This window comes from Carnimonas bestiolae, from assembly GCF_051251145.1.
Lineage (GTDB): Bacteria > Pseudomonadota > Gammaproteobacteria > Pseudomonadales > Halomonadaceae > Carnimonas > Carnimonas bestiolae.
This window is the reverse complement of record NZ_JBPCZK010000004.1, coordinates 206744-230942: the sequence shown is the minus strand read 5'-3', so window position 1 is coordinate 230942 and position 24199 is coordinate 206744. Positions and strand designations below refer to the sequence as shown.

The following is a 24199-nucleotide window of genomic DNA, read 5'->3' as shown; positions in this document are numbered from 1 at the left end:
ACAGCGTGTGCGGCTTTTTTGCGCAGCCAATACCGTGCTGCTACAGCGAGGGGCTTCGCGGCAGTGGCTGGGAGGTGCCAAGCAGTGCTATCTTCTTTGTTAAGAATGAATTAGGTGATTGGGTGGTTAGCCGAGCGCGTGATCCTGTGCAGGGCGGTCTGCGCCGTAACGCTACGCTCGGCCGATGAGCCTATTCTAGGGTGCTGAATAATAACAATGAGCCGTTTGGTGCCGCGTGCGCTTGCCCATTGGGCGAGGGGCCTCGCCATTCCATGCTCACGACTCGTCATGCCAACTTCGGGAACACTTCATGTCGCTGTGGCGTTTGCTTCGTCCTTTCATGTGGGAATATCGATTTACCTACGCACTGGCGGTACTAACGCTGCTGTTGACCAACGTGGTGGCGATGCTGCTGCCGTGGTGGGTGGGGCGAACCGTTGATGCGCTTAGCGAACGGCAGCTCTCCGCTGTGCAGTTGGCCGAAAGCGTCGCCTTCATTGTCGCCATGGGCCTTGGACTGTACCTAACGCGCTTTTTGTGGCGACGGCTGCTGTTTGGCACAGCTTACAAGCTAGGGTTTCGGCTGCGCAGTCGTTTCTATGCCACGTTACTGACCCTCAGTCCGCAGTTCTTCCATCGCCATTCGAGTGGCGATCTGCTTGCGCGTGCCACCCAGGACAGCGACGCCGTCGAAATGGCCGCTGGAGAAGGGTTTTTGTCCAGCGTCGATGGCTCGCTAATGCTGGTGTCGGTGCTGGTATCGATGTTGATCGTCGTCGATGCGCCGCTGACGCTGCTGGCGGTGCTGCCGTTCCCGCTGCTGGCGTGGCTGTTTTATCAGACAGCGAGGCAGGTCCAGCAGCGTTTTACGGTATCGCTCGATCAATTTTCGCGCCTCAGCGAGCACAGTCAAGAAGCGCTATCAGGCATTCGCACGCTTAAGAATCACGACCTGATTGACGCGGAAATTGCCTCCTTCGCACAGCAGGCCAGCGCGACCTCCGAAGCGGACTATCGCGTGGAGCGGGCCGAGGCGCGCTACGACCCGATCGTGTTTCTGACCATGGGCGCGGCCATGTTGCTGACGCTGGCAGTGGGCACGCTGCGCTATCACAGCGGCGCTATCACCATTGGCAGTCTCACCAGCTTCACGCTCTATCTGGTCGAATTGATTTGGCCGATGTTCGCGATTGGCTGGTGCCTGAATCTGCTTCAGCGCGGGGAAGCAGGCGCGCGACGCTTGAACGAAGTATTCGATGCCCAGGTGGATATCAAGGACAGCGGCACGCGTGAGCAGCTTGAGGGAAGCGAGATGTCGGTATCCATCGCGCAGTTTTGCTATCCCGACACTCAGCGCGAGGTGCTCAAGGATATCGATCTGGCGATCGAAAGCGGCACCACGCTGGGCATTGTGGGGGCCACCGGCAGCGGTAAATCGACGCTGTTAAAACTGCTGGTGCGGCAGTACGAAGGCGACGGTGTTGATATTACGCTAGGCGGTCATGCCTTGCATGATTACCGGTTGGACACGCTGCGCAGCGCTTTTGCCTATGTGCCGCAGAACGCGTTCTTGTTTGCCGCCACGCTGGCGGATAATTTGCGCCTGGGTAAGCCGGATGCCAGCACCGCTGAGCTGAATGAAGCGCTTGAGCGGGCCGCTTTCTCAAGCGATATCGGTGCGCTGCCGGAAGGGCTCGAGACGATGATCGGCGAGCGCGGCGTTACTGTCTCGGGGGGCCAGCGTCAGCGTATCGCGCTAGCCCGAGCGCTTTTGTGCGACGCGCCCATTCTGCTGTTGGACGACACTCTGTCGGCGGTCGATTACGCCACCGAGCGACGCCTGCTCCATACGCTGTCGCAGCAGCATGGCGAGCGCACGCTGGTGATCGTGAGCCATCGACTGTCGGCGGTGGCCCACGCCGATCATATTGTGGTGCTTGAGCAAGGTCGCATTGTGGAGCGCGGTACTCATGCCCAGTTGCTGGCCCAATCAGGGCATTACGCGGCGCTGTGGCAGCATCAGGCGACGCGCCGTGATGATAGTGGGGAGGGCGATCAGTGAAGCTTCGTGATCTGCTGCTAGAGCCGCTCATTAACTCTCCGCGACGCGCCTTGGCAGCGCTGGTGCTACTAATTTTCGCCACCGGCTGCGACGTGCTGGGGCCATGGCTAGTACAGTTTTACATCGATCATCATTTGGTGCCGCAGCATTTTCCCCAGCAGGCGTTGGTGCTGTTAGCGCTGGCTTATATAACCACCCAGATCGCTGCCGCCGCGGGGCGCTATTGGCAGAGCGTACTGTTTGCCCGCTTGGCCGCTGATGCGGTGCGCGATTTGCGCGTGCGGGTGTTCAGCCATTTGCTGCGGCTACCACAGCACCGTATCGATGCAACGCCGGTGGGTGAACTGACCAACCGCGTGACCAGCGACACCGATGCAATGCGCGATTTCTATATAGGATTTCTTTCTTCGGTGCTGAAAAGCGTGGTGCTATTGGTGGGGATCTTTATCGCCATGACGCTGATCGATGTGCGACTGACGCTGGTGTCGGCGCTGTTGATTCCTGCAGGCATCGTGCTGATCTGGGTATTCCAGCGGCTGTCCAATGCGGCTGCAATGGGCGTGCGTCAGCTGCGCTCGCAGCAGAGCGCGCGGCTTAATGAAGCCATTCAGGGCATGCCGATTATCCAGATGTTCCGTCAAGGCCAGCAGTTTCTGGCACGCTTCGATCAGGTGGGGCAGCAGCAGTATCGGCTGCGGCTCAAGATCGTTCGCTTCAATGCCTTACTGCTACGCTCCGGGGTTGATCTGCTCAGCACCTTAGCGCTGGCGGGACTGATCTATGGCTTTGGCATTACCCAAATGGGGAGTGCGCATCAGGCCATTGGCATTGGCGTGCTGTACGCCTTTATCAGCTATCTGGGGCGCGTCTCCGAGCCGCTAATGGATATCTGCCAGCGCTTCTCGCTGTACCAGCGGGCGAGCGTAGCGGGGCAGCGGCTGATCAGCGTATTGGAAACACCGTTGGCAAGCGTTGGGCGCGATCAGCGGCTGATCGAATGGTCGCAGTTGGAGCTACGCGAAGTACGCTTTCGCCATCCCGAGGCCGCGCACGACACGTTGCGAGGCATTTCGGGGGTGATCTCGCCCGGCACCTTCGTTGGTATTGTCGGGGCGACCGGTAGCGGAAAATCAACGCTGCTTGACGTGCTGTGTGGTTTGAAGCCGATCAGTGATGGCGAACTGCTGCTGGATGGCCGTGCGCTATCGGGCATTGCGCCAGCGGTGCTGAGCGAAACCATTGCGGTAGTGCCGCAGGAGCCGTTTTTGCGCTCTACCACGCTACGCGACAACATCCTGTTGGGGCTGGAAGTGTCGGATGCCGAGCTGGCTGAAGCGGTCAGTGCCGCGCGCCTTGATCGCGTGGTGGCGGCGCTGCCCAACGGGCTCGACACGCCGCTGGGAGAGCGCGGGCTGTCGCTGTCGAGCGGCGAGCGTCAGTTGCTGGCGTTGGCCCGTGCGCTGCTGCGCAAGCCGGCCATCCTGATGCTCGACGAGGCCACGGCCAGTATCGATAGTGCTACCGAAGCAGAACTTGGCAAGGCGCTGGATGCGCTGCACGGCAAGGTGACGCTGATTGTGGTGGCGCACCGGTTGGCTACCATCGCCCACGCTGACCATATTTTAGTGATGGATAACGGGGTGATTGCCGAGCAGGGCCGCCACGAGGCATTGCTCGCGCGGCGGGAAGGGCGCTATTGGCAGCTGTGGCAGAGCGCTGCCAGCACTACCTGACAGCCAGCGTTGCGAGACGGCTAGAAGTCGTAGCGCAGACGCGCCTTGCTGACATCCGGCTGATGGTCAGAGGTGTTACTGAACTGGTGCTCAAATGAGACGCTGAAGCCGTAGGCGAATGCGACATTCATGCCGATGTAGTTCAGCGTTTCGCTATAGCGCTGGAAGCGAATCGCGCTCTCCGCAACATAGGGCTGAATACCTGTGACCCAGCCGCCCGCTACCGGGAAGGTGTAGCCTGCGTAGCCTTCCCAACCGTGGGCATTGCCTCTGAAGTATTGGTTGGGATTGAGGTCGGCGGTCGATACCTGTCCATCGCGACCGGCCGGAATGAAGTCCTTGTAGTAGCCGATCATGCCGGCGACATACCAATTGCCCGGGGTCCAGGTGACGGCCGTGCCTAACGACTGTTGATCCCAGGTCGATTTCTCAGGGTTGCCATCCTTGCGCAAATCCGCCTTGTTATAGCTGTAAGCGGCACCCCATTTCAAATCAGGCTCGATGGTATAGTTTGCCCCTAACGCCGCGCCTCCTTTTCGGCGATAGGTAAAGTCGCCCTTGTAGTAGTCGGAGTCAGCGAAGTTGGCACTGGCGTAAAGCTGTACCGGCCCGAAGGTATTGGTGTACATAAAGATATCGCGGGCGCGGTACGAGCCATCGTAGTCGCCGCTGATACCGTTGGCCGGCCCCTGGCCCTTCATGTCCATGACCCAGGTATCGGTAGGTTTGCCCACCACGGTATAGAACACGCTGTCCTGCTTACCGAAGGTGAAGGTGCCGTAAGTGGGGTGAGCTACGCCAACATAGAGCTTGCGTCGGGTGGTGCTATCGCCACCGGGTTTGGCGGTGTGATGGTGCCAACCCAGATCGTGAAGGACGTCGGTGCCCACTTCGTAGCGCCCTAGCAACTGCCAATCGTTGGGAAGGTAGTAGTTGATGTTGAAGTGAAAGCGGGAGCCGTCGTCGGTGCCGCGATGCGCGCGTGCGCCATCATCGATGCTACCCATCTGATTGCTAAAGCCGACACGCACGCTGCCGCCAGCCGTTACTTCCAGGTGATTCAGAAAGCGTGTGCCGTTATCCCGTGGGAGCAGGGTGAGTTCGGCTTTCGCCATCGGGGCACACAAGGCGGTGCTGATCAGCGTTGCGCTGACGGCCGACGCTTTAAACTTTTTCATCAAAACTAGAGTCCGGTCATTTCGTAATGTATTGATTATCTTGTCGAATGGCAGCTAATTCTATCTTAATAGTCTGCTAATAATATAGGACTTAAGGTCACTCTACGAAGGGAGATTAATCGTTAGTACCGAGCGTTATGGAAAAACCGCGTTGGCTGTTGTGCTGCGAACGTTAGCGGAGCACTCCTCACGTCGATGCTGGCGTCGCCTCGCGTGAGAATTATCGGTCGATATAGCAGTTGGCTATTTGGCGCTTTCGCAGCGCTCAGGCACAGTGGTGGTAACCCTATCAAGTGCTTGAACCGAGGAGCCACCTATGTGCGCACAGCGTCAACTGAAACTAGGCGCCTTTATGCGTCCGGTCAGCATTCATACCGGTGCATGGCGATATCCGGGCGCATGGCCCGATGCCAATTTTCGCGCTGACCATCTGATCGAATTGGCTCAGAAGCTCGAAAAAGCCCGCTTCGACGCCTTCTTTATGGCGGACCATTTGGCGCTTTTGAATATGCCGATCAATGCGCTCAAGCGCAGCCATACCACCACCTCTTTCGAACCCTTCACGCTGCTGTCAGCGTTAAGTCAGGTAACGCAGCGCATCGGGCTGGTCGCCACCGCATCTACCTCTTACGACGAGCCGTTTCATGTGGCGCGCCGCTTTGCGTCTCTGGACCATTTGAGCAACGGTCGGGCAGGCTGGAATATCGTCACCACCTCCAACCCGGCCGCCGCGCGCAACTTTGGTCACGAGCACCAGCCCGATCACGCCGAGCGCTATGCGCGGGCGCGTGAGTTTTACGATGTTGTCACAGGGCTGTGGGATAGCTGGGCAGACGACGCCTTTATTCGTGATGTCGACAGCGGTGTCTATTTCGATCCCGATAAGCTGCATGCGCTTAATTACCACGGCGAGTATCTGTCGGTTGCGGGGCCTTTGCATATCGCGCGACCGGTGCAGGGCTGGCCGGTTATCGTGCAGGCGGGCGCGTCGGAGCCGGGCAAGCAATTGGCGGCAGAAACCGCAGAAGTGGTGTTCGCGGCATCTTCCACCCTGGAAGATGGCCAAGACTTCTACCAGGACGTTAAGGCGCGTATGCCAGCGCTTGGTCGCGATCCTGACGATTTGAAGATTTTACCGGGCGTGCTGGTTATTGTCGGCGATACCCAGCAGGAAGCGGAACAGATTCGTCGTGATCTCGATAGTCTGGTCAACTACGACAGTGCCATCGGCTCGCTGTCGGAAGTGCTAGGCGTTGATGCCTCCGGTTTCGACCCCGATGCGCCGCTGCCGGAAATTCCAGATACCAACCAAAGTAAAAGCGGCCAGCAGCGGGTGGTGCGTTTGGCCGAACGTGAAGGGCTGACGGTGCGTCAGCTTGCTCAGCGTGTCGGTGGCTATGCCGGGTTAGCCTTCGTGGGTACACCGCAGCGTATCGCCGATGATATGCAAGAGTGGTTTGAAAGCCGCGCCTGCGATGGCTTCAACATCATGTTTCCGTGGCTGCCGGGCGGGCTCGACGCGTTCGTCGAGAAAGTAGTGCCAGAGCTGCAGCGCCGAGGTATTTTCCGCACCGAATACGAAGGCGCAACGCTGCGTGAAAATCTCGGTCTACCGCGACCGGCCAACCGCTTTTTCACCCGCTAGACGTTCTACGAAGATGGCTAGGGGCGGCGTTTGAACGCCGCCCCTATTGGGTGATGAAAATGGTAGCGCAATGCTGCTACCAGACTGCGTAAGCGCGGGTGTTGTTTTGGCACGTGGGTCCGGCGCTCCGCCGGCCTGCGTATGCTCTTTGGCGGCCGCTTATCCGACAGGTTGCGCTCCTGTGCATGCCACTATGCGCTGGGTAGCGTCGTATTCGGCCCATGGAGGGTTGCACTGACGGAGCGCGGATGGCTTCTCGTTTGCGCGCAGAACTAGCTAGCGGCCACTGCTCGTGCCGATAGTTGCATGCGTCATAAGGAACCTAAAGCGCTCCAGCGCTTCGTTTGGCCGCCTCTGTGTCAGGGGGCGGTGTTGGGCACATAGTTAGCCGTCACATAAGGCCGGTAGTCCTCTTTCACCGCGGGAATGCTGTGCTGCTGGTAAAGAAACTGCGCCGTCGACTTCAGTGCTTCAGCCAATCCGCCGCCCAGCAGCTTGTCGGAACGCTGTGCCTTGGCATCCGGGTAAACGCCGCCTTGCAACTGTGCAGGAATGTCGGCGGGGTTCGCGCCTGTGAGCTTCGCAACGGCCTTCACCGGGGCTGAATCCGCTGTCCACTCGCGCTGGTGCTGCGCATAATCGTCAAACGCTTGCAGCGTGGTGGCGCTGAATTTTTTCAGCGCGTCGGGGTGTGCTTGCGCATAGCGGTCGAGGGTCACCCACACGTCGAAGGTAGGCGCGCCCCATTTGCCCACTTCACCTGCGCTGGTGAGCACCTTGCCGGATTGCTTGATGGCGCTGAGTGCGGGGTCCCAGGTGAACGCAGCGTCGATGTCACCGCGTTTCCACGCGGCAGCAATGCCGGCAGGATCAAGATTCACCAGTTTGACGTCGCGGCGGCTTATCTGCCAGTGCGCTAGCGCATTCAGCAGGCTGTAATGACTGGTCGACACGAAGGGCGTGGCGATGGTCTTGCCCTTCAGCGAGGCGGGTGCGTCGACGCCGCTGCCGTCGCGAGCGACCAGCTCTTCGTTGCTGTTATTCAAGGTATTCACCAGAAATACCTTGATGGGCAGCCCCTGAGAAATCGCTGAAGCAGTCGGCGTGGACCCCACGTAATCAATATCAATGGAGCCAGAGGCCAGCGCTGCAATAATGGCCGGGCCGGTAGCGAAGCGTTTCCAGTGAACCTTTTCGCCCAGTGCCTGCTGGTAGCGGCCATCGGCAATCGCCACCTTGGAAGGATCGGCACCTGTCTGGTAGCCAACGGTGACATCTGCGTGCGCCGTAAGCGACGCTGTCGTTATCGCAAGTCCCGCCGCGAGTGCGGCCCATCGAGTCCATGCCTGCATCAGTGTGTTCCCTTCCAATAAGTAGAGGTGTGCGCTGCTTGGATTGTGGTGCTGCTGTTTTGAAGCGCAGTGGTTATTTGCTCGACAACGAGCAAGAGATGCCTTGTGTCGCCACCAGTGCAGCGGAATGTTTCAAGGCGCTGTAATGGAGGGCTAAACGTGCGATGTGGCGGGCATTAGCGCCAATATTAAAAGAGAATATCCGTGCGATTTCTGGAATATCACCGTAGTGATGCGCGCTAATAGCCATCGCTTTAGCGTTAATAACGATGCCAGGAATAATCTTCCAACGAGTGAGTATTTATTGACCAAGGTGCTGTGCCGTTAGCATGAAAAACGTCTTCCCTGTGAAGGCGTTTTTTTATCCTTGATGCTGGTGGCACGCTGCTATGTCTGATCCCGGCGAACGCCAATTACATCTTAACGTGAATGTGTTTCTGCAAGGCTTTGCGCAAGCCGCCTGGCGCGCGCCTGAGCTTGATCCCAAAGGCACCTTGACCCTTGAGCACTACCTGACCTGCGCCCGGATTGCTGAGCGCGGCAAGTTCGACGCGCTGTTTCTGGCAGACTCCAACGCTACCTCGTCGCTCGCCAGCGGTCCCGTAACGGCACTGGAACCGACGATCGTGCTGGCGGCGCTGGCGCAGCACACGTCTCATCTGGGGCTGATTGCCACTGCGTCGACGTCGTTTAACGAGCCGTACAACATAGCGCGGCGGTTTGCCTCGCTCGACCTGATCAGCGGTGGGCGTATCGGCTTCAACGCGGTCACTACGGCGGATCAGTCGTCGGCGGAGAAGTTTGGCCTGCGCGATGCGCTGGAGCATGCCGCACGCTATCGCCGTGCCGATGAGTTTTTGCAGATTGCCAAAGCACTCTGGACGAGTTGGGAAGACGGTGCGCTGCTGGCGGATCAGCACAGCGGGCGCTTCGTCGATGCCAGCAAACTGCATCCGCTGCACTACCGTGGCGAATTTTTCACGGTGGATGGCGTGCTCAACCAGCCGCGCTCCGCGCAAGGGCACCCGGTGATTGTGCAGGCGGGCGGCTCAGCCGATGGTCAACGCTTGGCTGCTCGCCACGCCGAGGCAGTGTTTTCGGCCTCTGCGTCGCTGTCGGAGGCAATCGACTACGCGCAAGGGCTAAGGCGCGCGGCGGCGTCAGCAGGGCGTGGGCAGAGCGCGCTCAAGGTGTTTCCCGGACTGGGCTTTTTCCTTGGCGGCACCGAGCAGGAAGCACAGCAGCGCCAGCGTGAGCTGATCGGGCTAACGCCGCTGGAACATAACCTGCAACGACTGGCGGGGCGCTTGGGTGTTACTCCTGAGCAGTTGGCGCTGGATAAGCCGCTGCCGCCCGATTTGCCACTGCCCAACGGTGGGCGCGGCGGTCACACCTTCTTCCGAGTGATTCAGGCGCGTTTCAAGGAAACCGGCTTTACTGTGCGCCAATACCTTGAACATTTCGGCGGTGGCGGTGGTCACCGCGAGTTTGTCGGCACACCAGAGCAACTCGCAGACGATATCGCGCAATGGTTCACCGCGGGTGCTGCCGATGGCTTCAATCTAATGCCCGATCTCACTCCGCACGGGCTCGAGACGTTTGTCGAGCAGGTGGTGCCGCTATTGCAGCGTCGCGGGCTATTTCGCACCGACTATCGTGGCAGCACGCTGCGCGATCATCTGGGTTTGCCTTTCCCTACTGCGTACCAGAGCGCCTCTTGAGACGGCCCCGCCCGCTGTGGCGCATCGCGTTGCTGTGCAGCCGCTGGCTGTCACGTTGCTTCTCTATCCCAACCATTGTCACAAGGAGTCGCCATGAGCGTCGCAACCCCAACGTCGAATCCTGTTAGCGCCACGCGCTTCCCATGGGGCGCTGCGCCCAGTCAGCGCTATGAGCAACTGGCACAGCGCTGGCGGCCGCTGTTTGCCACCATTCGCGAGGGCGCGGTCGAGCGCGACTACTATCATCGGCTGCCAAGCGATGAGATCCGGCTGCTGCGCGATAGCGGCTTTCTGAGCCTGCGCTTGCCCGAGCGGCTGGGCGGTAGCGGTGCGACGCTGCCCGAACTGGTGGCGCTACTAATTGAGCTGGGGGCGGCGGATACCAATGTGGTCAATGCGATTCGCTCACACTTCGGCTTTATCGAGGATGTGCTCACGGCCGCGCCGAGCGAGTGGCGCGATCGCTGGCTTGAGCGGCTGGGCGAAGGCGTGATGATCGGTGCAGGCTACTCTGAAGGGGCTAATCGTGCCAAGGCTGGCACCTTCGTGACGGAACTCGAGCGCACCGAGCAGGGGCTGGTGCTCAATGGCGAGAAGTTCTACACCACCGGCTCGCTGTTTGCTGATTGGATGACGGTGGGCGCGCAGGATGGCGACGACACGCGCGCCGTGCAGGTGCCGACCCGTCAGCCGGGCGTTGAGATAATCGATGATTGGGACGGCTTCGGCCAGGCGCTGACGGCCAGTGGTACGGCGCGCTTTACCGATGTTGCTATCGATCCCGGTTGGGTGCGACCTGATACGGCACGCTTTCCTTATGCGGTGCCGTTCTTCCAGACCGTGCACCTGGCATCGCTGGCGGGCATTGGGCGCGCGCTGGCGGAAGATCTCGCGCAGCAGGTGGCCAAACGCGATCGCATTTACACCAACGGCAACGCATCACGGGTGAGCGAGGATCCGCAAATTCTACAAGTAGTGGGGCAGGTGCATGGCGCTGCTTACGCGGCACGGGCATCGGTGCTGCAATCAGCGGCGGCGATCCAGCATAGCTACGAGGCAGCGCTCAGCGAGACGCTATCGCCGGAGCAAATAGAGCAAGCGCATGCACAGGCACATCTCGAGGTGGATTGCAGTGTGTCGGTGGTGACCAAGCTGATTCTCGACGCTTCGACGGTGCTGTTTGACGCGCTGGGGGCCTCTGCCACGCTGCGGCCAAAGGGACTGGATCGCTATTGGCGCAACGCCCGCACCATTACCTCGCACAATCCGCGTATCTATCGCGAGCGCCAGTTGGGTAACTTCGCGGTCAATGGCACGCCGCCGCCTAACTTCTATCGCGTCGGCAAGGGCGATGCATAGGTGCGGGCCGCTAAGGCCGCACGGCATGGTGCGGAAGGTGGCGGGGCAGCGTCGACGTTTCGGGACGCACATCACGGCGCTGTGCACTCAGCGCGACGGTGATGATTGAGGTGTAGGGCCGCAAGGTGGCGCGCCCGCGCCCGCGCCCGCTTGGCATTGGCAGCGCGGCCAGCCTTGAGGGCGAATGCACATTTCGCCAGCAGCTCCGGCGTTTTAGCCTGGTGTTGCCATTGCTGCGTTACCTACCTTCGCGTGCCCCTTCATTAGAGGCGGCGTAACCGTCTATGATGGAGCACCATTTTCCTTCGTTAGAAGTGCTGTTAAATGTCCGATGCTACTGCGCCATTGCCTCCCGCTAGCCTGAGTGAACTCGAAGCCCAGCTCGCTCGTGAGCTGTCGTTGCTTAACTTTCCGCCCGCTGCATGGCTGCCTGAATACGTGACGAGCGCCGGCGAACGCGTGCTCTCAGTAGCGATTGTCGGTGCAGGGCAGTGCGGGCTGGCCGCGGCATTCTCGCTTAAACGGCTCGGCATTGATGATCTGCGTATTTTCGATCAGGCCCCCTGCGGCAAGGCGGGACCGTGGATCGACTATGCGCGAATGGAAACGCTGCGCTCGCCCAAACACCTGCTCGGGCCTGCCTGCGATATTCCCGCGTTAACCTTCCAAGCGTGGTTTCGCGCTCAGTTTGGCGACGATGCCTGGCAGGCGCTGGAGAAAATTCCGCGCCCGCAGTGGCAGCAGTATCTCGAATGGTACCGTCAAGTGCTGAAGCTTGAGGTGGAGTTCGACACACGCATAACGCGAGTTGCCGCTGAAGGAGAACTGCTTCGCCTTACCCTTGAACGCAGCGATGGGCACCGCGAACAGTTGCTTGCACGTAAGGTGGTGTTCGCCACCGGCCGTGATGGCCTTGGCACGCCTTCTATTCCTGAGCGTATTGCGCAACTGGACCGTCGTTACTGGGCACATTCTGCCGACGCTATTGATTTTGCGGCGCTGAAGGGCAAGCGCGTAGTGGTGGTGGGGATGGGCTCGGCGGCGATGGATAACGCTGCCGAAGCGCTTGAACACGGCGCGGCCGAAGTCAGGCTGCTGGCGCGGCGCCCCAGCATGCCCACCATCAACAAGCTGATGGGCATTGGCAGCCCCGGCTTCACCCACGGTTTTCCGCGCCTAAGTGCGGCATGGCGCTGGCGTATCATGTATTACTCAGCGGCCACCCAAACGCCGCCACCACACGGCTCGACACTGCGCGTTAGCCGCCACGACAACGCCTATTTTCACTTCAATGCCGGGCTTGCCTCAGTCACACAGCAAGGTGATCGAATCCATCTGGAAACGGTGAACGGTCAGCGCTTCGAGGCCGACTATGTGATTGCCGCCACCGGTTTCAATGTCGATATCGCCGCGCGAGCCGAATTGACCGATCTCGAGCCCAGCATTGCGCGCTGGCGCGATCGCTACACCCCGCCCGCCGAACTGGAGAGCGCGGGATTGGGCGCCTTCCCCTGGTTAGGAGACGGCTTCGCAATGACCGAACGCCACGCCGGTGAGTGCCCCGCACTCGGCAACCTGCACGCGTTCAATTACGCCGCCTCGCTATCGCTGGGCAAGGTCAGCGGCGATATCCCCGCCGTCAGCATCGGCGCACAGTGGCTCGCCCAGGCAATCGCCGGGCAGCTTTACTGCGCGGATATCGACAACCACTGGCAAGCGCTACTCGACTACAGCAAGCCGGAACTCGACGGCAGCGAATGGCGCGATGCCGATGGTGGAGAGGGTGCTTAGCGGTTGCGTTGAAACGTCAGGTTTCCCCGCACTGCATCGCACACCACCACGCGTTAGCGTAACGGCACTCAGGGGTTGTGCGTTACCCAAGACAGCTTCAGGCAAGCATTCGTGGCGGTGATACGCTATTTTATTCCTTCGTGCGCTATCGATTATTGGCTTTGGACTGATTCGACGGCGTCTTCTACGCCCTTTGCAGTGGGTGACTCACAGCGGACGCGCCGTGCGCCGCTCTCCATATCGACAAGGAGCTCTTACGTGAAACGTGCCACCTTTCTCACTCTGTCTCTTCTGGCGGCCGTGCCGTTGGTACTGTCTCCTTTGGCAAGCGCTGCCGAACGCGTCAATGTGGCGGTCGAAGCTGGGTCGAAGCCGCTAAGTTTCGAGGACGATGAAGGCCAGTTAACCGGCTATGAAGTCGATATCCTGAAAGCGGTCGACAAAGCCTTGCCCGATTACGAGTTCAACATCGAAGCGGTCACCCCCAACGCGGCCGAGGTAGGACTGGTGACCGGGCACTACGCGCTGATGGGCGGCGGACTCTATAAGAACGCCCAGCGCGAGAAGCGCTACTTATTTACCGGTGAACCTACCGGCGCCAGCGTCATTACTATCTACGTAAAACAAGGGCGCGACGATATTCATAGTTTGGACGATCTGATCGGCAAGAAGGTGGCCCCGGTCACCCCGAGCGGTGGCATTTACACCATGCTGAAGGAATTCAACGAGGCGCACGAGCACAAGATCGATTTCAAAGGTGCTCAGGGTATCAGCAGTGCCGACAAGCTTAAGCGTTTGGATAGCGGCGTCTACGATGCGATTGTGTCGCCCAATAACGTTGGTTTCGATCAAATCAACAGCCAGTTGGGTCTGCACACCGAAGCAGTAGCGCCCATCAAGGTGAATTCGACCTGGTTTGCGCTCAATAAGCGTGAAACGCGTCTCAAGTCAGAAGTGGATCGCGAGCTAAAAACGTTGCGTGAAGACGGTACGTTAAGCAAGCTGAGTGAAAAGTGGTTTGGCACTGACAATATCAAGTACCTGTCGTCGAACAACGATGGTGAATAATAGTGCCGGGTATTAGCACCTGCTGGAGAAACAACATGCCGATCAACCCGGAGCGCTGCGCATGTTGCTAGGCGTTGATATCACGTACATGGTCACGGTATTCCCACGGTTGCTGGGCGGAGTACCGATTACGCTGCTGTTATTGCTAGTGTCGTACGTGCTGGCGATGTTGGGCGGCGCGCTGTTTGCGGCGGTTCGCATTCAGCGTATTGCGGTGCTGAATGGCCTGGTGGGGCTGATGCTGTCGTTTTTTCGTTCGCTGCCCAACGTGCTTACGGTTCTGCTGATCTATTATGGCGTGCCGGTGTTGGCCAACATGCTTGGCATTCAGCTCGACTGGGGCAAGGTAACGTCCTGCATTGTGTCGTTGACGCTGGTGTATTCCTGTTATTTCGCCGAGTACATTCGTCCCGCGTGGCAGTCGGTGCCGCGCGGTTTGCGTGATGCCGCCGATGCGATTGGCATGTCGCGTGCGCAGCGCACACGGTTTATTGTCGCGCCATTGGCGACACCGGTTGCGCTCCCTTCGCTGACCAACGGCCTGATCGACATGCTGAAGGACACGTCGGTGCTGTTCATTATTGGTATGCCCGATATTTTGGGCACGGTGCACAGCATTATTTCCAACGATTATGGGGTGAAGAAGCTCGAAGTCTACCTGGCGGCGGGTATCATCTACGCGGTAATGATCGGTGTACTTACGCTGGGCATGAAGCTGCTTGAACGTCGCTTTGGCCGCCATCACCATGCGGAGGCTGCCGCGTGATTTTCGACCTCGATACCTTCTTTACTTCGCTGATCGATATTCTGGATGCAGTACCGCGCACGCTGTTCATGGCGATCGCCGTACTGTTTTTCAGTATTGTGGTGGGCGGCCTGCTGGCAAGCATGAAGCTATTTGGCGGGCCGATCCTGCGCTTGATTCCCTCGCTGTACGTTGGCTATGTGCGCGCCATGCCGATGATTATTCACCTCTACCTGATATCGCAGCTGCTCGAGCGCAACGTGCCGGGCACCGATCTCACGCAACTGCCGGTGGTGATTGCGATCTATTCGCTCTATGTCGGGGCAAGCCAAACCGAAAACATCCGCGCGGCACTGTTGTCGATTGATCGTGGTCAGTTCGATGCTGGCTATTCGATTGGCATGGATCGCAAGCAAACCTTGCTGCACGTGGTTTTCCCACAGGCGCTAAGGGTGGCGCTGCCAGTGTTCATGAATACCTACCTCACCATCATCAAGGGCCTGTCGCTGATTTTCGTGATAGGCGCGGTGGATATCTTTGCCCGGGCGCAATTAGAGGCCGCTAATAACTTCGCCTATATCGAATCCTATCTGGCGGCGGCGCTGATCTACTGGGTGTTAAGCGTAGTGTTGACGATGCTGGTGACACGCGCCGAGCGCTTCTTTTCGAAACATGTCGCGGTCACCGACTGACCGCGCCAACTGCCGAGACGTGAGATGCTGGAACTGCGTCAGTTATGCAAGTCATTTGGTACTGCGGCCAAGCCAGTGCCAGTATTCGACACCATCAATTTGCGGGTGGCCGAGGGCGAAGTGCTGGCCATTGTAGGAGGTAGCGGGGCGGGCAAGACCACGCTGCTGCGCTGTACCAATTTTCTCGAGACGCCCACTGCCGGACAGGTGAGCGTCGATGGGCTAACGCTCGATGCCAACTCATCGCAGCGCAATATTCTAGCGCTACGGCGCAAAACCGCGATGGTGTTTCAGCACTACAATCTGTTTCCGCACCGTACCGCGTTGGGCAATGTGACCGAGGGGCTGGTGCGGGTTCAGGGGTATTCGCGTGAGAGTGCTGAACAATTGGCCCACCAATGTCTCGATCAAGTAGGTATGGCGCGCTTTGCCGATCATTATCCAGAGCGCTTGTCCGGCGGACAGCAGCAGCGCGTAGGGATCGCTCGCGCCATGGCGCTAAAGCCGAAAGTCATGCTGTTTGATGAGCCGACATCGTCGCTCGATCCCGAATGGGTAGATGAGGTGCTGGCCGCGATGCGCACTGTCGCGGAATCGGGCATTACCATGGTGGTGGTGACCCACGAGATGGAGTTTGCGCGCCATATCGCCACCAAAGTGGCCTTCATGGATGACGGCAAGCTGCTTGAAGAAGGCACTCCCGATGAGATTTTTACTCGGCCGAAAGAGCCGCGCACGGCTAAATTTCTGGCTCGCTATTTGAAACGGGCTACCCTATAGGGGCATGGCGTTTTTAGTGGGAAAAAGGTAGTAAGGAGCCTTTTTCCCGATCAATAACAACTTCCTGGAGTTTGCATGTCAGATGATATTCTCGACCTTTTGTGCAGCGAGCAGCACTCATCGTCGCTCGCGTTCGCACGCGAAATCCGATCAGGCGTAACCCAGCACACCCAGCGTGCTTTTAACCTGCTGTTTCGCACCCAATCCCACCATCCCTCCCGTGCACTTCGCTTCAAGATAGCCGAGAAAGTTGCCAGGGTAGAGCAGCGCCCTGAGCTGGAGCATTGGTATCGTGATCATGCCCCTAGTGAAGCGCCCGCTGAATCGGAGCATCAGTGCAACGAAGTGTATCGCTTCGCTGAGCGTATTATCGCTTCGCCCATTGAAGGCGAAGCCAGCTACATCAATGCGTTGAGCGAAGCAGGCTTAAGTGACGACGAGATTGTCACGGTGGCACAGTTGGTCGGATTCGTTAGCTTCCAATGTCGGCTGTTGACCGGCATGAAACTGCTACAGGGGGTTGGCCGAACCGAGCGCAGCGAGCCACCCGTAGCGGGGCGCTGGCTGCGCCACTCGACGACGCAGCGTGGCTCCTCGGCACCGACGCGGTTTACGCGCGAGCAGTTGGCATGGGAGCCGTGGCTGGCACCGCGCAGCAGCGAGGATTTCTCCAAGGAAGAGTGGGAATCACTGAGTCACCACGGTCAAACCGGCTCGCTGTATTTCAGGCTGCTGGGGCGCAATATGCCGGTGTTGGAACAGCGCACGCTGATTGACCGCGGTATTTTCTACACGCCAGGGGGCTTGCCGCGCGGTGAGCGCGAACTCGCGGCGACGGTGACCAGCCGCGTGAACGGCTGTATCTATTGCGCTTCCGTGCATTCCCGTAAAGCGGTGCACTTTCTGAAGCGTGAAGATGTCGTGGACAAGCTGCTGAGCGTAGCTGAAGGGGGCGTACTTAGCGCCGGTCAGGATTCGCGTACGGCGGCGATTATCGACTTCGCTGGCGCGCACTCAATGGCCCCTTCGCAGGCGTCGCTGGATGATATCAAGCGGCTCAAGGATGCCGGCCTCGATACGTTGGAGCTGCTCGATCTGGTGCAGTCGACGGCGTTTTTCTCATGGGCCAACCGGCTGATGCTAACGCTGGGCGAGCCGCGCACGCTGCAATAGCTGTGCACACCGCCACGCTGCGACGGTCGCTAGCCGCCTGTCGCAGCGATGGTCGCGCTGCTTCAGCCTTCAGCCATCATCGGTGCCGCTGATGATGGGTGCCAAAACGCGGCTACTTCTTGCTCGCCAGCAGCTGCACTTCCTCAATCAACTGGCGTAGCACATCCGAATGCTCTTCTTCGCGCCATGAGAAATAAAGATCGGTGATGCCGATGCTGCCCAGATCGTGAATCTTCACCGAGCTGCTGTGATGCACACGGTCGAGGTAAGCGGCAGGCACCCACGCCGCCCCCGAGCCCCCGCTAATGCACGCCAACATTACCTCGTAGGATTCCATCTCAATCACGTTGGGTGATGACAGTCCGCCTTGCTGCAGCCACTGATCGAACCTCAGCCGATACGAACAGTTTTTCTGGAAGCCGTAGATATCGACGCCTTCCAAATCCATCGACGAGGTCACCTTGGGATGATCCTTGTCGGTCACCAGCACCAGCTGCTCGCTGAAGACATATTCATTGCCAATGCCCGGCGCATCGACCGGCCCATCGTTAAGCACCGCATCCAGAGTGCCGTTGAGCAACTCGTCGCTTAACACCTCTGACGGCGCCTGACGCACATATATTCTGGCTTCGCTGATGCGCTCGCGCACGCTGCCGATGGCTTGCGGCAGATAGGTTTCCAGCGACACATCCAGTGCGCCCAGCGACAAGTGGTGGCCGCGGTTGTACTCTTTCATGGCGCGTTGGGCGCGATCGAAAAGCGGTAGCAATTGATCGGTGTATTGCAGCAAACGGCGGCCGGCAGAAGAGATCACCAAGCGATTTTTAATGCGCAAGAACAGCTGCTGATCGAATTCTTCTTCGAGCTGATGAATACGCGTGGTAATGCTCGATGGCGCGCGATGCAGCTGCTGCGCGGCGGCAGTCACCGAGCCGCTTTGCGCCACTGCCTGGAAGGCGCGAATTTGGTTGATGTCCATATCACTCCCTTGGATCGGTATTACCAAGAGTATCGGTGTTCTCGCTATCCGAGTCCAAGAATAGGCGGGGTTAGAAAGTAACTGGCGCTCTGTTACGCAAATGTGAAAAAAATAAGCCATGGTTGATGTTGTTGCGTATCGTCCGCACACCTAGATTTAAGATAGTGATAAGCTTTTCGGTTTGCCGCGCGCCATGTGCGTGAACGATGCAGTCGCCATTGACCAGTGAGTCCCAATAAAAGCCACGCAATGTCGTGTTAATAAAAGGAGAGATAGGCATGTCGTTCAATCCAGAACGTTACGACCACATGAAATACGGACGTATGGGTAAAAGCAGCCTGAAGCTGCCTAAGCTTTCGTTAGGGCTTTGGCACAACTTCGGCGGCGACACGCCATTTGAGGTGTCGCGTGCCATTCTGCACAAGGCGTTTGATCTTGGTATCACCCATTTCGATCTCGCCAACAACTACGGCCCCGAGCCCGGCCACGCTGAGGCGCTGGTGGGTAGCCTGCTGAAACGTGAGTTTCGTACCCACCGCGACGAGCTGCTGATTTCATCGAAAGCGGGCTATGACATGTGGCAGGGCCCTTACGGCTTCGGTAGCTCGAAAAAACACATCATTGCCAGCTGCGATCAGAGCTTGCAGCGCTTGGGCGTGGATTACGTTGATATCTTTTATTCCCATCGCCACGACGGCGAGACGCCCATCGAGGAAACTGCCGATGCGCTGGCCAAGCTGGTGCGCGATGGCAAGGCGCTCTATATCGGTATCTCTTCCTATAACAGCAAGCGCACTGCCGAAATGGTGTCCGAGCTGGAAAAACGCGGCGTGCCGCTGAGCATTCATCAGCCCAGCTATTCAATGCTGAACCGTTGGATTGAAAGCGACGGCTTGCTTGATGAACTCGAGAAAGTGGGCGCTGGCTGCATTGTCTTCTCGCCGCTGGCGCAGGGACTGCTGACGCCCAAATACCTCGACGGCAAAACCAAGCCGACGCGCGGCTCCTTCAGCGAGAAATTCCTGACTGAAGAGAACCTCGATAACATTCGCTCGCTGAATGAAATTGCCAAGCGTCGTGACCAGTCACTGCCGCAGTTGGCGCTGGCGTGGGCGCTGCGCGATGAGCGAGTGACCTCTGCGCTAGTTGGCGCAAGCAGCCCCGAGCAGTTGGAAAGCAGCGTTAAAGCGCTCGATAACCTGGAGTTCTCCAAGGATGAGCTTGCGGAAATCGATCGCTATGCGAAGGATGGCGGTATCAATTTGTGGGCGGCATCGTCCAACCGCTAAGCCATCAACAGTGCGGCGCGGTAGCTAACGGCTGAAGCGTGGTCACCGCGTGTTGATGCTTTTAATGCCAGCGATGCCCACCCAGGCACCGCCATGCGGGTGAAACGCCCGCAATGTTATACACCCATGTCTTCACACAGGAGGCAAGTCGATGGAATATCGTCAGTTGGGCCCTAACTGTGGTCTTCGTGTCAGTCCGCTGTCCTTGGGTACTATTACCTTCAGCGGCACCAATGGATTCGAAACCTTTGGTCACGTGGATGTAGCGGGGGCCAAGCGTTTATTTGATATTGCGCTGGAAGCGGGTATCAATCACATCGATACCGCCAACATGTACTCGCTGGGGGCGGCCGAAGAGGTTACCGGTGAAGCCTTGGCTTCCGAAGCCAAGTACAAGGATCTGCTGGTTACTTCCAAAGTGCGCATGCCGGTAGAGGATGGCCCTAACGGCGGCGGAGCGTCGCGCTGGCACATTCTCGATCAGGTCGAAAAATCGCTGCGTCGCTTACGTCGTGATCACATCGATCTTTATTACATCCACGAGTGGGATGCTCAAACGCCGATGGAAGAGTACCTGCAAACCATGGATGGACTGGTGCGGCAGGGCAAGATTCGCTACTACGGCGTTAGCAACTTTTCGGCCTGGCAGCTAATGAAAGTGCTTAACGTGTGTGAGCGCAATAACTTCATCAAACCGGTTAGCCAGCAAATCTACTACACCCCGCAAGCGCGCGAAGCTGAATACGAAGTTATTCCAGCAGCCATCGATCAAGGCATCGGCAATCAGGTATGGTCGCCGCTGGCAGCGGGGCTTCTCACCGGCAAATTCAAGCGCGGCGGAAGCGATCCAAGCGAGGAAACGCGTCAGGGGGCAGCCGATTGGGCGAACCCGGCCGTGTCCGACCGTGAAAGCGTCTATCGCGTCGTTGAGGCGGCCGAGAAAGTGGCGAATGCACACAGTGCGTCTATTTCTCAGGTAATTCTCGCGTGGCTGCTGGCGCGTCCGGGCATCAATCAGGTGGTCGTAGGAGCGCGTAACGAAGATCAGTGGAAAGACTCTGTTAAAGCGTGCGAGCTAACGCTTAACGATGAAGAAATCGCCCTGATCGATGCGGCCAATCCGCCGGCATATGCATACCCATTCTGGCACCAGGCGGTGTTTGCTTGGGAGCGTCACGGCAAGGCGGAGGCCGACATCCTGCGTGTGATGAAGCAATATCATGGCATGTAAGCGCCCGGCTCGCCTTGCGCGCAGCAGCCGATAGGGGCTGGCTGCTTTAGGATCATTGGTTCGGTTCGCCTTCAGGTACCAAGCGAGGCGGCTGGGTCGAGTGATTCCGCATAGGCGTCGCGCTCCGCCGGGCTATTCACTGCGCTGGCGCGACAACACAATGCCGCCCGTTCTGAACACTCAGAGCGGGCGGCTTTTCAACGTATTGCTTACATAAGAAGAGGCTAGCTATGCCAATTGCACTTTGGGTGCTGGTAATCGGCTCGTTTGGCGTGGGAATGGCGGAATTCGTGATCGCGGGGATATTGCCGCACATCGCTTCCACCTTTAATGCCAGCATTCCTGCTGCAGGCTACATGGTCACGCTCTATGCGCTAGGGGTGTTCATTAGTGCGCCGCTGATGGCGATGTTGGGTACCCGTTTCAGGCACAAGTACGTGCTGGTGGGCTGCATGGGTATCTTTATCGTCGGCAACCTGATCACGGCCCTGGCGCCGACGCTCGGTATTGCCTTGCTTGGTCGTATCATCACTTCGCTCAATCAGGGGGCGTTCTTTGGTATCGGTTTCCTGGTGGCGATGTCGCTGGTAGCGAAAGAAAAGCGGGCCAGCGCCATCGCTTACGTCTTCTCAGGGCTGACCGTCGCCAACCTGGCAGGCATTCCGGTGGCGAGCTGGCTGTCGCCGATAGTGGGCTGGCAGCACCTGTTCTACGGGATGGCACTGATTGGCCTGGTGTCCGCGCTGGGGATTGCGATCTTCGTGCCGTCGCGGCCGGTAGAAGCCACGAGCATCCGCACAGAAGTAAAGGCGTTTTTCGATCCGCAGGTGGTGATGGCGATGGGGGTAACGGTATTGGGCCCGAGCGCCTTTATCGATGCGATCACCTACATTTCGCCGATCGCTACTGAGGTGGCGCACTTTTCGGCTGGCAGCGTGCCGTGGATCATGGTGATCTTCGGATTAGGTCTAGTGATCGGTAATCTGCTGGGCGGACGCTTTGCCGATCGCTCGCTTTACGGCACCTTGTTTACCTCCTTGGCGATGCAAGTCGTGGCGCTGGTGGTGCTGTGGCTGGGTGCGGAAAGCCGGATAATAGTGGCAGTGGCTATCTTCTTTGTAGCGGCGTTTGGATTTGCCGGCACTCCGCCCATCCAGAAGCTGGTAATGGATCGCGCCCATGCGGCCGGTGCATCGGTGCTGGCGTCGTCGGTGAATATCGGCATGTTCAACTTGGGCAACGCGTTGGGCGCATGGTTTGGTGGCGTAACCATCAGTGCAGGATTTGGCTATCAGTCGGCGGGATGGAGCGGCGCGCTGCTGGCATTGGCTGCCTTGGTCATGACCGCGGCAACCTACGCCACTCGCCACGCCAACAAAGCACATTCAGGTGAATAATGGGCATCAACCGTCATGCGACTGCCGCGATGATCAGTGGTGGCAACGGCGGTTGACGCGCGTGAGTTCGGGTAGCAAAATAAGCGCTATGAATACTCTATATGTCTCTGCACTCGGTTTTGATTGGTGGCGCGCTCCCTGAGCGCGGCGCCTTCGCTTGTCTGCCTATCAGTACCGAGATAGAGCCTGTATAGAAGAAGATGCCGCCCACCGAGGCGGCATTTTTTTGGCTGGCGAGCGTGGGTGGCGATAGATGAGGCGCTGCACTGCGCCAGCCAATGACATCCTTAAGGGGGTTCCTGTGAACGTCTTGATGATCGATAACTACGACAGCTTCACCTTTAATATCGTGCAATATCTCGGTGAGCTTGGCGCCACCGTGCAAACGCTGCGCAACGATGCGGTCACGATTGAGCAGGCTGAAGCGCTTGAGTTCAGCCACTTGGTAATCTCCCCCGGCCCCTGTTCGCCCGATCAGGCAGGCGCGTCGATGGACCTGATTCGTCACTTTGCCGGCAAGGTACCGATTCTTGGTGTCTGCCTTGGGCATCAGGCCATCGGTCAGGTGTTCGGCGGTAAGGTGATTCGTGCGCCGCAGGTGATGCACGGTAAAACCTCGCTGATCGAACATACCGGGCAAGGGGTATTCGAAGGGCTGGAGAATCCGCTCGAAGTGACTCGCTATCATTCGCTGGTGGTTGAAGCTGCGTCGCTGCCGAGTGAGCTGGAAGTCACCGCGGTAACGCCTGACAACGATGTAACGCCTGGACTGGTGATGGGCCTGCGTCACAAAACGCTGGAGATTGAAGGCGTGCAGTTCCACCCCGAGTCGATTCTGTCGCGGCAGGGCCACGAGATGCTCGGCAATTTCTTGAAGCGTCGCTCGGCGACGCGCGACGACAAAGTTGCGGAAGCAGCGCTGTAAGCTGTCACGCTGCCGCTACTATCAATAAGGGTTAAGCATGATCATACGCGAGGCGCTGGCGCGGCTGACCTCTGGACAGTCACTTGATTTCGCCACCATGCATCAGGTGATGCAGCAGCTCATGGCCGGTGAACTGGGCGATGCACAAATCGGTGCACTGCTAGCGGCGCTCGCCACTAAAGGCGAAACCAGTGCTGAAATCTCGGCCGCCGCGCAAGCGATGCGCGATGTGATGCAACCGGTTTCCATCGCTGCGGCACAGGCGGTAGATATTGTCGGTACCGGTGGCGATGGCGCGAATCTGTTCAATGTGTCGACGGCGGCTGCCTTCGTCACTTCGGCGGCAGGCGTGCCGGTAGCCAAACATGGCAATCGCAGCGTGTCGTCGTCGTCGGGCAGTGCTGATCTGCTGGAAAAAGCCGGCATCAACCTTGCGCTTAGCGCCGAGCAGGTGGCGCGCTGTATAGATGAAGTGGGCATCGGCTTCATGTTCGCGCCTAACCACCATCAGGCGATGCGTCACGCCGCACAACCGCGCCGCGAACTGGGCATCAAAACGCTGTTCAACATCCTCGGCCCGTTAACCAACCCCGCTGGCGTTCAGCATCAGGTGATCGGTGTCTATTCGCCGCATTTGCTCAATGTGGTTGCTGAAGCGTTCCAGCAGTTGGGCAGTCAGCACGCGTTGGTGGTGACCGGCGACGATGGCCTCGATGAGTTCTCGATTGCGGTGCCTTCTCAGGTGTGTGAGCTGCGTCAGGGTGAACTGCGCAGCTACAGCGTTGCCCCTGAACAGCTCGGGCTTAAGCGTGCATCGCTCGACTGCCTGCGGGTAGAGAATACCGAGCAGAGCCTGGCGCGGGTAATGAGCGCACTGCGCAACGAGGCGGGGGCCGCACGTGATATGGTGGCGCTTAACGCTGGCGCTGCCATCTATGCCGCCGACCGCACAGCCACGCTCGAAGAGGGAGTAACGCTGGCGCTTGAGGTGATGGCATCGGGCAAGGCGGTTGCGCGTCTTAAGGAACTGGGCGACTTCACACGTTCTCTTTTGTAACGACATCAGCGGTAGCTTTAAC

19 protein-coding genes are annotated in these 24199 nt (G+C 58.7%); 16 read left to right on the top strand and 3 right to left on the bottom strand.

Translation table 11 applies throughout. The features are described 5' to 3' along the window. The first annotated feature begins 310 nt into the window (after positions 1-310). Together R84865_RS07340 and R84865_RS07335 are read left to right on the top strand one after the other, a co-directional pair. Positions 311-2062 (top strand): ABC transporter ATP-binding protein, encoded by a 1752-nt coding sequence (locus R84865_RS07340; protein ID WP_435639264.1) that lies wholly within the window; start codon positions 311-313, stop codon positions 2060-2062. After that, on the top strand, positions 2059-3795 hold the full coding sequence (locus R84865_RS07335) for an ABC transporter ATP-binding protein (protein WP_435639263.1): 1737 nt from the start codon (positions 2059-2061) through the stop codon (positions 3793-3795). The genes R84865_RS07340 and R84865_RS07335 overlap by 4 nt, the downstream gene beginning before the upstream one ends. Before the next feature lie 20 nt (positions 3796-3815). Here the strand turns inward: R84865_RS07335 and R84865_RS07330 are convergent, their stop codons facing one another. Further along, complete coding sequence (locus R84865_RS07330) at positions 3816-4973, bottom strand: porin (RefSeq protein ID WP_435639262.1); 1158 nt, start codon at positions 4971-4973, stop codon at positions 3816-3818. Positions 4974-5289: 316 nt separating this feature from the next. Between R84865_RS07330 and R84865_RS07325 the strand changes: the two genes are divergently transcribed. Beyond that, entirely contained in the window at positions 5290-6618 is a 1329-nt protein-coding gene (locus R84865_RS07325; protein ID WP_435639261.1) for an LLM class flavin-dependent oxidoreductase, read from the top strand. A 359-nt stretch (positions 6619-6977) separates the two neighbouring features. Here the strand turns inward: R84865_RS07325 and tauA are convergent, their stop codons facing one another. Beyond that, positions 6978-7970: a taurine ABC transporter substrate-binding protein gene (gene tauA, locus R84865_RS07320; RefSeq protein ID WP_435639260.1), complete on the bottom strand. Its 993-nt coding sequence runs from the start codon at positions 7968-7970 to the stop codon at positions 6978-6980. Between the two features lie 389 nt (positions 7971-8359). On the opposite strand from tauA, the gene R84865_RS07315 reads away from it, so the two are divergent. The 8 genes from R84865_RS07315 to R84865_RS07280 all read left to right on the top strand — a co-directional run bounded on the left by R84865_RS07315 (position 8360) and on the right by R84865_RS07280 (position 17299). After that, entirely contained in the window at positions 8360-9691 is a 1332-nt protein-coding gene (locus tag R84865_RS07315; RefSeq protein WP_435639259.1) for an LLM class flavin-dependent oxidoreductase, read from the top strand. Positions 9692-9784: 93 nt separating this feature from the next. Then, the gene (locus R84865_RS07310; protein ID WP_435639258.1) at positions 9785-11050 is read left to right on the top strand and encodes an acyl-CoA dehydrogenase family protein; all 1266 of its coding nucleotides are present in this window, start codon (positions 9785-9787) and stop codon (positions 11048-11050) included. 324 nt (positions 11051-11374) lie between these two features. Then, on the top strand, positions 11375-12841 hold the full coding sequence (locus tag R84865_RS07305) for an NAD(P)-binding domain-containing protein (protein ID WP_435639257.1): 1467 nt from the start codon (positions 11375-11377) through the stop codon (positions 12839-12841). 258 nt (positions 12842-13099) lie between these two features. After that, the gene (locus R84865_RS07300; protein ID WP_435630901.1) at positions 13100-13909 is read left to right on the top strand and encodes a transporter substrate-binding domain-containing protein; all 810 of its coding nucleotides are present in this window, start codon (positions 13100-13102) and stop codon (positions 13907-13909) included. Between the two features lie 61 nt (positions 13910-13970). Then, positions 13971-14675, top strand: coding sequence for an amino acid ABC transporter permease (locus R84865_RS07295; RefSeq protein ID WP_435630900.1), 705 nt, complete (start codon positions 13971-13973; stop codon positions 14673-14675). After that, entirely contained in the window at positions 14672-15346 is a 675-nt protein-coding gene (locus R84865_RS07290) for an amino acid ABC transporter permease (protein WP_435639256.1), read from the top strand. Before R84865_RS07295 ends, R84865_RS07290 begins: the two co-directional genes overlap by 4 nt. Positions 15347-15370: 24 nt before the next feature. Beyond that, a complete protein-coding gene (locus tag R84865_RS07285; protein WP_435639255.1) occupies positions 15371-16126 on the top strand; it encodes an amino acid ABC transporter ATP-binding protein in 756 nt (251 codons plus the stop codon). A gap of 75 nt (positions 16127-16201) precedes the next feature. Further along, positions 16202-17299: an alkylhydroperoxidase domain protein gene (locus tag R84865_RS07280; protein ID WP_435636614.1), complete on the top strand. Its 1098-nt coding sequence runs from the start codon at positions 16202-16204 to the stop codon at positions 17297-17299. A 112-nt stretch (positions 17300-17411) separates the two neighbouring features. Here R84865_RS07280 and R84865_RS07275 read toward each other — a convergent pair whose 3' ends face one another. After that, positions 17412-18278, bottom strand: coding sequence for a LysR family transcriptional regulator (locus R84865_RS07275; RefSeq protein WP_435639254.1), 867 nt, complete (start codon positions 18276-18278; stop codon positions 17412-17414). A gap of 278 nt (positions 18279-18556) precedes the next feature. Between R84865_RS07275 and mgrA the strand changes: the two genes are divergently transcribed. The 5 genes from mgrA (at position 18557) to trpD (ending at position 24177) form a co-directional block, all read left to right on the top strand. Continuing rightward, positions 18557-19567 carry an L-glyceraldehyde 3-phosphate reductase gene (mgrA, locus tag R84865_RS07270; protein ID WP_435630895.1) on the top strand — a complete coding sequence of 337 codons (1011 nt, stop codon included), beginning with the start codon at positions 18557-18559 and terminating at the stop codon, positions 19565-19567. A gap of 151 nt (positions 19568-19718) precedes the next feature. Next, complete coding sequence (locus R84865_RS07265) at positions 19719-20798, top strand: aldo/keto reductase (RefSeq protein ID WP_435630894.1); 1080 nt, start codon at positions 19719-19721, stop codon at positions 20796-20798. A gap of 230 nt (positions 20799-21028) precedes the next feature. After that, the gene (locus tag R84865_RS07260; RefSeq protein ID WP_435630893.1) at positions 21029-22195 is read left to right on the top strand and encodes an MFS transporter; all 1167 of its coding nucleotides are present in this window, start codon (positions 21029-21031) and stop codon (positions 22193-22195) included. Positions 22196-22496: 301 nt separating this feature from the next. After that, entirely contained in the window at positions 22497-23120 is a 624-nt protein-coding gene (locus R84865_RS07255; RefSeq protein ID WP_435639253.1) for an anthranilate synthase component II, read from the top strand. Positions 23121-23157: 37 nt separating this feature from the next. Then, positions 23158-24177: an anthranilate phosphoribosyltransferase gene (gene trpD / locus R84865_RS07250; RefSeq protein WP_435639252.1), complete on the top strand. Its 1020-nt coding sequence runs from the start codon at positions 23158-23160 to the stop codon at positions 24175-24177. Positions 24178-24199 lie beyond the last annotated feature (22 nt).